The sequence below is a fragment of the Paenibacillus arenilitoris genome (assembly GCF_014705655.1).
Lineage (GTDB): Bacteria > Bacillota > Bacilli > Paenibacillales > Paenibacillaceae > Pristimantibacillus > Pristimantibacillus arenilitoris.
This window is the reverse complement of the sequence record NZ_JACXIY010000018.1, coordinates 169,908-180,105: the sequence shown is the minus strand read 5'-3', so window position 1 is coordinate 180,105 and position 10,198 is coordinate 169,908. Positions and strand designations below refer to the sequence as shown.

The following is a 10,198-nucleotide window of genomic DNA, read 5'->3' as shown; positions in this document are numbered from 1 at the left end:
CTCGCGACCGAGCGCGGCGAGGCCGCCGCCGCCGCGCGGGAGGCGCGTGCCGCCGCCGGCCGGTGGGCCGGCTGGCTTACCGCGCGAGCGCTGCCGCCGGACATGTCGCCGGCCGCCGCGCTCGAAGCGTTCGAGCTTGCCGAGCAAGCGCTGCAGCGGCTGCGCCAGTACGACCGGCTGACGGCGAAGCGGGCCGCAGCCGACAAGCAAATCGCCGCCTTCGGCGAACAGGCGGCGGCGCTGTGCGGCCGGTTCGGGGAGGCGGCTTCGCAGGTCGCGGCGGACCCCGCGGCCGCGCTCCGGCTGCTGCATGCCGAGACGCGCCGCCACGCCGTGGCGAAGCGGGAGGCGCTCGGCATCGAGGCCCGCCTGGGCGAGCTCGCGCTCGCGCAGCAGACGGCGGAAGCGAGGCTGGGCGAGCTTGCTTCGGACATGCAGGCCATACTGGGCGACGCGGGCATGGAGAGCGAGCCGCAGTACGCCGCGGCGCTGGAGCATCGCCGGCTGCTTGCTGCGATCGATTTGGAGCTGTCGAAGCTCGAGCTGGAATTAACGGCCGGCTTATCCGCGGAACGCGCGGCTGAGCTGGAGGAGATGTATGCGCGGCATGACGAGGAACAGCTTCGATCGAGGCTGTCGGCCGCGCAGGCGGAGGTTGCCGGTCTGGATCAAGAGAAGCGCGGGCTGCTGGAGCAGCGGGGAAGGCAGCGCCAGGCGATGGAGCATCTGCTCCTGGAAGAAGAGCATCGCAAGCTGCTCGATCAGAAGGAAATGACGCTCGCCCAGCTGAAAGCGGATGCGGACCGGTATGCGGTATTGTCGGTGGGCGCCGCGCTCCTGCGCGGCACGAAGCGGATTTACGAGGAAGAGCGGCAGCCGGTCGTGCTGCGGAACGCCTCGCGCGCGATCGCGAGGCTGACGGAGGGCAAATACGTTCGGGTGCTGGCGACGCCGGACGAGCCCGGCATCCGGCTGGAGACGGCGGAACGGCGCGTCATCGACAGCGCCTTACTGAGCCGGGGAACGGCGGAGCTTGTTTATTTGGCGATGCGCCTTGCCTTGGCGGAAGAAGCTTCGCATTCGGTTAAGCTGCCGCTGCTGCTCGACGATGTGTTCGTCAACCTCGATCACGAGCGCCTGCAGGCGGCCGCAAGGCTGGCGGCGGAGATGTCGGGCGAGAGGCAGATCATTATGATGACCTGTCACGGGCATATCCGCGACGCGCTGCTTGCTCACGGCACAGGCGCGCAATTGGTCCGGCTCTGATCGTTCGCTGCAAGAGCTACCGTTGCGCGACCTTTTTGCGGATAATGAGGAACAGCCAGCCGAAGCTGATCAGTCCGAACAGCGGGTACAGCGTCGAGAGCAGCGTGCCGAAGCCGATTTGGCTCGCGACGTAGCAGACCGCCAGAATGAGCAGGACGATCAGGCTGCGCGCCCATTTTAACCGTTCGTGAAGCTGAAGGGTGAGCCCGTATATATCGGCGATGAGCGTCGTGAAAATTTCCGCGAAAATAATGAAAATATAAATAAACTGCACGCTGCTTCCGAGCTCGCGGGCGATGCCGCCCATCGGGATGGCGAACTGCTGGATGCCGGGCATATGAACGGACAGCGCGATATGGCCGGCCAGCAGCATGAAGCCGATGCCGATGCCGCCGACCCACGAGCCGGCGACGATCGTCTTCCGGTCGTTCACTTCGGCCCCGAGCGGCACGAGCACGGCCTGCGCCATCGACAGGTTGAAAGCGGCGTACAGGAAGGGGGAGGCCCAGGCGGCGAAGATCGAATGATCGCTGGTCAGCGTCAGGAACCGGTCGGCCTCGGGCGTACGGAACGTGTCGAGGATGATCAGCACGGTGAACAGCAGCATGATGGGGACGACGATCGCGTTCACCGTCAGGATGGCGTTCAGCCCTTTGCGCAGCAGGAAGTAGCAGGCGCCGATCGTAATGAGCAGGCCGGATTGATACGAAATATTCCAATGCTCGTAGAAGATCGTGCCCGCTCCCGCCAGCATGACGGCCGTCACGCCAAGCAGGACGACCAGCATGAAATGGCTGATCCATCTTCCGTATTTCTCGCCGAACAGCGCCTTATTCAGATCCTCGTACGATTTGGCGCGTATTTCGCTTGCGATCAGCATCATCTTGGTGCCGAGCCATATGAACAAGGCCGTTGCCAGAACGATCATTGCCGTTCCCCAGTTGCCGAAGCGGGTGAAAAACTGCAATATTTCTTGGCCGCTGGCAAAGCCGGCGCCTACGACCGTTCCCATATAAGTCGCCGCGATTTGCAGCACTTTACCGATTCGTTTCCACATCGTCAACCTTCCTTTCGATCCTGGCGCTTCTTATATAGAAGGTATGTCCGAATCGGGACAGGCATGACTTATTTCAAAATATACGCCAGGAATCGACTGTCAAGGAGCAAGCTTGACGCTTATATGATGGAAGCCGAAAAAAAGAAAGCCGGAAGCAGGCGCCGGCCATCTTTCCGGCGTCCGCTTCCGGCTATTCGAAATCGGCGGCCCGCTTATTTGACCGACGAGAGCCTGTTCGGCACTTCGGTCAGCTTGCCGCGAGCAGCTTGATCGATACGATTTCGTTCTGACCGGGGTCCAGATCAAGCTTAAGCAAAGCGCCGTCGGCTTCGTAAGTCAGCAGATAGGCCGTCTGCTTCTCCGGCTTGCCGAGCAGCTTGACCGCCGCATCCGGCTTATCCCCGATCTGCAAGCCGCTCAAGCCGGCAGACAGCCCGCTGCCGAATAGTTCGACGTATTGGACGGTCTGCTCGCCGTTCATGCCGACGGCGAAGCCGTCGTATTCCAACACTTGAATCTTATCGGATTTTTCATCGAGCGTGTAACTGTCGATCGCCGCGCCGAATCGCCGAACGACCTGCGCCTCGCCGTCCCCGATGGCGACGCCGTGAAGCTCGGGCTCGGATGCGTCCCAAGCCTTATCTTCGCTCTCGGTTTCGACGGCTCCTTTATCGTCTTCGGAATCATGAAGCGTCGAGGTTTCGGCGGTCGCCTCGTTTGTCGCACCGGCCGGATTGGAATGGGGCTCTTCGGCGGCGAGATTTTGGCCATTCTGCTCCGAATACGTTTTTTGAGGGCTGTCCGGCGTCTGAGCCGTTTCCTTGCCGCTGCCGTCGAGCTGGCCGATATACGTGTTCGGCGGCGTCTCCCGTTCGCCCTGACAGCCAGCGAGCAGCAGCGCGATCGCGGCAACCGCCGCCAGCATGGCGGCTTTCGACGTTTCCTTGCGAGCATGCGCCATCTTCCGCACCCCTTCCTTTTCCGCATAATTATTGTCTCTTCCTATTATTCTATCATGTTAATTAGACGTATATAATAAGGATAAAGTTTCTCTTTTTTACAGATAATTAGCAATTGTTCCGAAACGCCGTTCGTTTTTTCGAACCGGAGCCGCCTCCGCGTTTTATTGAGGTTGCATGATTTGCCCGACCTATGGTACGTTAACGAAAAGGATTTTGGCGGAGGTATGAGAGATGGAAAGCTTAAAGAAACGCATATTGGAGGAGTCGTCGGTCGTATCGAACGACGTGCTGCGCCTGGACGCTTTGATTAACCATCAGGTGGATCCCGCGCTTACGATGGAGATGGGACAAGAGTTCGCGAGACGGTTCGCGGAAGAGAAGGTGACGAAGGTCATTACGGTGGAATCCTCGGGTATTCCGGCCGCATTCGCCACGGCGCTCGTGCTCGGCGTGCCGCTCGTGTTCGCCCGCAGGAAGAAGACGCTCATCGCCGATCCGGACGCCTACTGCGAACGCGTTCCATCGTTCACGAAGGGGATGGTTACCGACATTATGGTATCGAAGCAGTTTCTGTCGGAGGAGGATCGGGTCCTGTTCATCGACGATATTATCGCCAACGGCGATGCGGCGCGCGGCTTGATCAAGATCATCGAGCGCTCGGGCGCGACGCTCGTCGGGTTCGGAACGGTGGTCGAGAAGTCGTTCCAAGCCGGCGGAAGGACGCTTCGGGAGCAGGGCATCCGGGTGGAGCCGCTCGTAAGAATTTCGTCGCTCGAGAACGGCGAAATCAAATTTGAGTAAGATGTTCCAGTACAAATGCTCTTTTCCAAGCCGGCATTATCGCGTATAATGGTACAGAACCAACCGAGGGGAGGCGCAAGTTATGGGGGAAATGTCCGCACAGTTTTTGTATGCGAAGCTTGGCGACGCGAAGATTCACTTTGAGCGCGCCTTAGATTGCAAACATACGGAATTCGATGATTTGTATCCTTATATGATTGAGCATCCGCAGTTTTTCTGGTACAAACGCTACGTCGCTTGGTCGGAGCTGCTCACCATCGTGAAGCTTTGCGACGAGCTGAAGGTGGAATGGCACGAACAGTTCACGGACCGTCAGGTCGAATATATCGGCAAGCGGGTCATGTCCTCGCGCGTGCTGGACGAATGGTACGAAACCAACGATGCGAAGGAGCACGCGGGTTAATCGATAAGCCGGATAACAATTGGATTGGGAGCCTCAATGCGACTGCGCGAGCAAGCATTGAGGCTTTTCGCAGATACGGAGGGAATGCGGTTGGTAAGCGAAGAGCAGTTGGATCAGTTCCGCCTTAGCGGCGAGACCGTCAGAGTCGTTCGGGACGCGATGGAAGCCAACGACGTACTCGGGATCGTCGTCGCTTGGGACGAGTCGTCGTTCGTTGTCCGGCGCCCGAACCGGCGCGTCGTGAAGCTCAGCAGGAGCTATACGATCGTGCCGGCGTCGGAAGAGCGTCCGCGGTTGTTCTAGCAGACGTTCCGGCCTACAGATGGCGGATGAGGACTTATTAATAAAGGCAGCTGCCGAATCGTCATCGACGTTCGAAGCTGCCTTTCGCGGTTTTCAAACGATATGAAATAAAAAAGAACCGCTCTCTCCGAGGGCGATTCCGTTCATCTGTGAATTGGTGCGGTCGAGAGGACTCGAACCTCCACGGCTGTTACACCACTAGAACCTGAATCTAGCGCGTCTGCCAATTCCGCCACGACCGCAAATCAATGTGTCAACAAAAAATATAATAGCATGGGCTGGGCATGATAGTCAAGCTATTATTTTATGTTTTTTTTCGCCTTGATAAAGCCGGCCGTTTGACAACGATAACAGCATGTAACTATAATGCTTACATACAATCCGAACGAGACAGGCGGTGTTTGCAATGACGAGCAACCGGTTTGCGATGGCGGTCCACATCATGACGCTGCTCGATGCGAATAGGGCGGCCAGACTGACGTCCGATTATATTGCGGGCAGCGTGAACACGAATCCCGTCGTCATCCGCAGAATCATGGGCATGCTGAGCAAGGCGGGACTCGTCGCGACAAGCGCGGGAGTGGCCGGAGCCGTCATGACCCGGCCGCCGGAAGCGATTACGCTCCTTGATATTTACCGCGCGGTTCATCACAACGGTCAGGAGGAGCTGTTCGCCGTGCACGAGAAGCCGAATCCCGATTGTCCGGTCGGCCGCAATATCCAATCGAGCATCGAGGCGGCTTTCCAGGAAGCGCGGAAGGCGATGGAGCATAAGCTGTCCCAAATGACACTGGCGCAAATAACGGCGGATGTCGCCGGCAGGTTGTAACGGTCTTCATCAACCCTGAACGAAAAAACAGCGCGTTCTTATCCGAGAGAAAAGAAACGTGCTGTTTTCATGGAAAAATAACAATCTATAGTTTGGCACTGAATTTGCCGCCAAGAGGATGGCGTCAGCCGTTGCTCCTGTTACGGTTATTTAAAGGAGCCAAGCCAGTTGGTCAAGTTTACGATTTCTTCCTCGGTTAACCGGCCCTCGTAGCCCGGCATGCCCCCGCCGCCATTTACGATTTGCTTGTATATCCGCTCCTTGCTCATTTCGGCTCCGACCTGCTTAAGCGCGGGTCCCATCGCTCCCTGAAATTCATCGCCGTGGCATGCCATGCAGTTGCTTTTATAGATGGATTCGGCGCTTGCGATATCAACCGGAGTGTCCGGTACGACAATCGGATGGCTGTCCTGCGCGACCTCTTCCTTTTCCGGAAGATTGAACAGAAGCAAAAATACGGCAAGCAAAGCAGCAAAGCCTAGCATGATCGACATAACCCGCTTTTGCATGAAAATCCCCCTTTCCGTTACATTCCCATTCAGTATACTTATTGCAGGACAGGTTGGCCATAGCTCGAAAGGGTCATCCGCCTTAGTGATGGTGATGTCCGCCTGCGTCGGCGGGGGCGGCCGTCCCGGATTTCTGCGCCGCTTCCATTACGGCGAGCTGCTCGACCGCATGAGCGCCGATCGCGATGCGTTTGGCCGGCATGACCTGTTCGCCGTCGGCGTTTATGCGCGATTGGATCAGATAGATCCCTTCCACTTCGATCGTATGGCTGACCGAATAAACGCCAGGGGACGTTTCCTCCGCCTTGACCGTAACGGCGGACTCCTCCTTGCCCTCCGGCCAAATGACGAAATCCGCCTGCTCGGCATGCCGAAGCGGCTTGCCGCTCTTTGACACCTTCACGAAATACAGCCCGGGAATGCCGGTTTCCGGCTTCTCGGGCAAGCTAAGGTCGACCGTTACATGCGGCCGGAGGCCGTTCTCGTCCGTCTCCGTCGTATTTGCGGTGCACCCGCAAAGCGCGAGGACGAGCAACAGCGGCCATGCCCACGAGGACAAACGGTATAGGTGTGCTTTCATCGGGATAATCTCCTTGCCTTTAGATTGAGAACCAATGCCGCAGCGATTTTATTCTGCGAAGGATGAACAGATCAAGCAGCAGCACGAATAGGAGAGACGCTCCGACCAGCGGCATGGCCGCGCCGCACGCGAGCATGATGAGCAGCACGCCAAGCGTCGTTTTGTTGCTCTTCGGCTTGGCCGGTGCGCCCAGCTTGCCGCTGGGCTTACGCTTGCGCCACATGACGTAGGAGCTGAACGCAATCAAGATAAGGCCGGCGCATGCGATGAGACCGATCAGCTGATTCGCAAGGCCGAATAAGCGGCCTTCATGGAAGGCGATTCCGTAAGTGATCGCTTTCGCCATAATGCCGTAGTCCGCGAAGCGGACATCCGTCAGAACGGCGCCGCTATATTGATCCATGTGCAGCGTCGCGTTTTGGCCCGGAACCGTGTGCGAAGTAGAAACCGTGAACACGCCTCTTTCCCCGCTTGCCAACGTAATCGTGTATGGCTTCTTCACGTCTTGCCGGTCGGCAATGGCGGCAATTTCATCAAGGCCAAGCGGAACGTAACCGCCGGCGGCGGATGACGGGACCGCGATATTTTCGGCCGCCCAAGGCAAATCCTCCGCTATATCTTTGGCCACGGTGACCGATTCCGGCTTCTCGCCGAAGCTATACGCATAAGGAGGGGTATTCGTATTCGTCGAATTGGCCAGCTTGTCGATCTGTCCGCCCATAATGCCCGACCATGGCAGTCCTCCGGCGATGATGACGAGCAGAACGAGGGAAAGCCAGAAGGCCGGCACCGCGTGCAAATCCCGCCAAAACTGGCGGCTGCCCGGCTTGCTCAGCCTTGGGAGAATCGTTCCCCAAACGGCGGATTTGCTGCGCGGCCACCACAGAAAAAGACCCGTCAATAGGAGAATGACCGCCCAGCACGCTGCCAGCTCGACGAGCCGATTGGCGATCGTTCCGCCGACGACAAGCTCGCTATGCAGTTTTTTGAAGAAAGCGGAGAACGTTTTGTCGCTGTCCATCATGCCCAGCGCGTTGCCGGTGTAGGGATCGACGTACATCGTCGTCGATGTTTCGTTGCGGGTCACCGACAGCTTGTAGCTCGACTCCGGTTTGCCGGCAAGGGTGATGGAGGCTACCGTTGTGCCCGGGTAAGCTTTCACCGTCTTCCCGATAATCGCTTCGGGCGACATGGGGGATGAGCCCGCCTCGCGTACGGTCAGCATATCCTTGTATAAATAATTTTCGATTTGCGGCTTGAACAAATACACGGCGCCGCTGAAAGCCAGAATGATCAAAAAAGGCGCAAAAATAATTCCCGCGTAAAAATGCCATCTCCAGACCGATTGGTAGATGGCCTGTCGCAGTCCCGATGAAGGCCGGATAGCCGGTTCGGTCTGCGAAGGCGGATTTAACTTCTCTGCTGGCATTGCACCCATAATCATTACCCCGTTCCACTTCGTTTTAAAATCTTGTTCATTATAACGGAATAACTCGCCCGATTGGATGACTCGTTAGAGCTATTCTAATTGACAATCCTCCGAACTTGTCTTCCGATTCGGATCGGAGTGGCCGTCCTTAGGCATGAGAAAAGGCCCGCAAATCGCTGCAAGAGCAATTTGCGGGCCTGTCTGATTAAATAGGGAAATGCGGTCGAGAGGACTCGAACCTCCACGGCTGTTACACCACTAGAACCTGAATCTAGCGCGTCTGCCAATTCCGCCACGACCGCATGCAAAGAAATTACGTTCCTTATAGTAGCATGGCGCAGCGCGAGAAGTCAACAATCCGCAATAAGTTTAAATATTCAGCATATTTTGCGTCGCCTCCACAAACAATGAGGGTAAAAAAGCGAGGTGCGTGCATCGATGATCAGACATCAGAGGCCTCATCATTCCGTCGCGGACTTAACGCCGCATGAAAACGAAAGGAGCGTGCGAACCGCACTCTTATTCGCCGCGAAAACCGTCTTGCTGCTCGCTCTGGCCGGACTTGGCTGTATGCCCGGCAGCGCAGCCGCAAGTCCCGCCCCGCAGGCGAAGCACGGATCATCCGGAGCGGCGGGGGAGGAGCAAGACCAACGAACCGTCGCCATCGTCATCGACGACTTCGGAAACGACATGGACGGGACGGAGGAGATGATGAAGCTGCCTGTCCGGTTTACCGCCGCCATCATGCCGTTCATGCCGACGACGAAGCGTGACGCGGAGGAAGCGCACCGGCGCGGTCACGACGTCATCGTCCACATGCCGATGGAGCCGGTCAAGGGTCTTCGGAAATGGCTTGGTCCCGGGGCGCTCACGACGGATCTGACGGATGCCGAAATCCGGAAGCGCGTTGAGAACGCGATCGACGACGTACCGCACGCGATCGGCATGAACAATCATATGGGCTCCAAGGCGACAGCCGACGTGCGTGTTATGCGGATCGTGCTCGAGGTGTGCAGGGAGCGCGGACTGTTCTTCCTCGACAGCCGGACCACCTACAAAACGGTCGTACCGAAAATCGCGGAAGAGGTCGGCGTCGCGATCGTGTCCAACGACGTTTTCCTTGACGACGTGTACACCGTGCAGCATATTTCGAAGCAAATCGGCGTGCTCCGCAAGCATCTGGAATCGAACGCCAGCTGCGTGACGATCGGCCATGTCGGCCCGCCGGGGAAAAAGACGGCGTCGGTGCTCGCCCGGTCGATCCCCGGCATGCGGCAAAGCGTGAAGTTCGTTAAGCTGACGCAATTGACGAAAGGCTCAATCGGCGATCCATTTATATTGCCGAATTCCTGAAGCGATCGCCGCCGCGATCTCGGTCTGGCGGCGCGAATCGGTCAGCATAGCCCGATCGCGAGGGCTGCTAATAAACCCCATTTCAACGATAACGGCCGGCAGCTCTACGCGGTTGAGCAAATAATACGGCTTTCCTTCCCTGGGCAGGAAAGCCGTATTCTGCTGCCGGTTGAGCGTATCCTGGATGCAGAACGCAAGCAGCGCGCTTTCGCCGGCTTTTTGATGCAGAACGAGCGGCCCGTACTGCGAGCCGTTTTTGGACCAATTCACGTGCAGGCTGACGAGCAGCTTGCCGTCGATTTCCTCGGTAAGCTGCTTGCGCTGCGACAGATCTTTGCGGTGCCGCGATCTCGTCGCATGCCAGCGGTTATCGTCGCTCAGCGCGTAATCGCCCGTACGGTTCAGAACGGCCGCGATGCCTTGGCTTTGAAGCAGGAGGTACAGCTTTTTGGCGATAGCGAGGTTGATGTCCTTCTCGAGCACGTTCGCCGCGGTCGCCCCGCCGTCGATGCCGCCGTGGCCCGCGTCGATAATGACCTCCGCGCGCGGCAGCGCCCAATCCCGTTCGGTCGCGGCCGGCAGCTGCGGCGAAGCGGCGGAGACGCAAGCCGCCGTCATCCATAAAGCGGCGGTTCCTGCAATGATTTTTCGAAGCATGACGATTCGTTTCCTCCTCTTGCTGTTTTATAAGTAGCGTGGCTGTTTG

The 10,198-nt window shown here is 58.0% G+C and carries 12 protein-coding genes and 2 tRNA genes; 6 read left to right on the top strand and 8 right to left on the bottom strand.

Annotated elements, in window-relative coordinates:
• A partial coding sequence (locus IDH41_RS16710) for an ATP-binding protein (protein ID WP_397328079.1) occupies positions 1 to 1,266 on the top strand: 1,266 nt, incomplete at its 5' end.
• A gap of 16 nt (positions 1,267 to 1,282) precedes the next feature.
• Here IDH41_RS16710 and IDH41_RS16705 read toward each other — a convergent pair.
• Positions 1,283 to 2,323, bottom strand: a complete 1,041-nt coding sequence (locus IDH41_RS16705) for a YkvI family membrane protein (RefSeq protein WP_190862959.1) — start codon at positions 2,321 to 2,323, stop codon at positions 1,283 to 1,285.
• A 247-nt stretch (positions 2,324 to 2,570) separates the two neighbouring features.
• Positions 2,571 to 3,284 carry a hypothetical protein gene (locus IDH41_RS16700; protein ID WP_190862957.1) on the bottom strand — a complete coding sequence of 238 codons (714 nt, stop codon included), beginning with the start codon at positions 3,282 to 3,284 and terminating at the stop codon, positions 2,571 to 2,573.
• 232 nt (positions 3,285 to 3,516) lie between these two features.
• Here IDH41_RS16700 and IDH41_RS16695 point away from each other — a divergent pair, with 232 nt between their 5' ends.
• The 3 genes from IDH41_RS16695 to IDH41_RS16685 all read left to right on the top strand — a co-directional run bounded on the left by IDH41_RS16695 (position 3,517) and on the right by IDH41_RS16685 (position 4,792).
• Positions 3,517 to 4,086 carry a xanthine phosphoribosyltransferase gene (locus IDH41_RS16695; RefSeq protein ID WP_190862956.1) on the top strand — a complete coding sequence of 190 codons (570 nt, stop codon included), beginning with the start codon at positions 3,517 to 3,519 and terminating at the stop codon, positions 4,084 to 4,086.
• 82 nt (positions 4,087 to 4,168) lie between these two features.
• A complete protein-coding gene (locus IDH41_RS16690) occupies positions 4,169 to 4,489 on the top strand; it encodes a hypothetical protein (protein ID WP_190862953.1) in 321 nt (106 codons plus the stop codon).
• A gap of 84 nt (positions 4,490 to 4,573) precedes the next feature.
• A complete protein-coding gene (locus tag IDH41_RS16685; protein WP_397328076.1) occupies positions 4,574 to 4,792 on the top strand; it encodes a hypothetical protein in 219 nt (72 codons plus the stop codon).
• Positions 4,793 to 4,947: 155 nt separating this feature from the next.
• Here IDH41_RS16685 and IDH41_RS16680 read toward each other — a convergent pair.
• Positions 4,948 to 5,034 (bottom strand) — tRNA-Leu (locus IDH41_RS16680).
• A gap of 164 nt (positions 5,035 to 5,198) precedes the next feature.
• Here IDH41_RS16680 and IDH41_RS16675 point away from each other — a divergent pair.
• Positions 5,199 to 5,621 carry an Rrf2 family transcriptional regulator gene (locus IDH41_RS16675; protein ID WP_190862950.1) on the top strand — a complete coding sequence of 141 codons (423 nt, stop codon included), beginning with the start codon at positions 5,199 to 5,201 and terminating at the stop codon, positions 5,619 to 5,621.
• 146 nt (positions 5,622 to 5,767) lie between these two features.
• Here the strand turns inward: IDH41_RS16675 and IDH41_RS16670 are convergent, their stop codons facing one another.
• From IDH41_RS16670 to IDH41_RS16655, 4 genes are all read right to left on the bottom strand, one after another.
• Complete coding sequence (locus IDH41_RS16670; RefSeq protein ID WP_190862948.1) at positions 5,768 to 6,130, bottom strand: c-type cytochrome; 363 nt, start codon at positions 6,128 to 6,130, stop codon at positions 5,768 to 5,770.
• Positions 6,131 to 6,212: 82 nt separating this feature from the next.
• The gene (locus IDH41_RS16665) at positions 6,213 to 6,710 is read right to left on the bottom strand and encodes a FixH family protein (RefSeq protein ID WP_190862946.1); all 498 of its coding nucleotides are present in this window, start codon (positions 6,708 to 6,710) and stop codon (positions 6,213 to 6,215) included.
• Positions 6,711 to 6,729: 19 nt separating this feature from the next.
• On the bottom strand, positions 6,730 to 8,148 hold the full coding sequence (locus IDH41_RS16660) for a PepSY-associated TM helix domain-containing protein (RefSeq protein ID WP_317890761.1): 1,419 nt from the start codon (positions 8,146 to 8,148) through the stop codon (positions 6,730 to 6,732).
• Positions 8,149 to 8,357: 209 nt separating this feature from the next.
• Positions 8,358 to 8,441 (bottom strand) — tRNA-Leu (locus tag IDH41_RS16655).
• Between the two features lie 268 nt (positions 8,442 to 8,709).
• On the opposite strand from IDH41_RS16655, the gene IDH41_RS16650 reads away from it, so the two are divergent.
• On the top strand, positions 8,710 to 9,492 hold the full coding sequence (locus tag IDH41_RS16650) for a divergent polysaccharide deacetylase family protein (protein ID WP_190862983.1): 783 nt from the start codon (positions 8,710 to 8,712) through the stop codon (positions 9,490 to 9,492).
• Here the strand turns inward: IDH41_RS16650 and IDH41_RS16645 are convergent.
• Positions 9,457 to 10,149: an N-acetylmuramoyl-L-alanine amidase family protein gene (locus tag IDH41_RS16645; RefSeq protein ID WP_190862944.1), complete on the bottom strand. Its 693-nt coding sequence runs from the start codon at positions 10,147 to 10,149 to the stop codon at positions 9,457 to 9,459. The genes IDH41_RS16650 and IDH41_RS16645 overlap by 36 nt on opposite strands.
• Positions 10,150 to 10,198 lie beyond the last annotated feature (49 nt).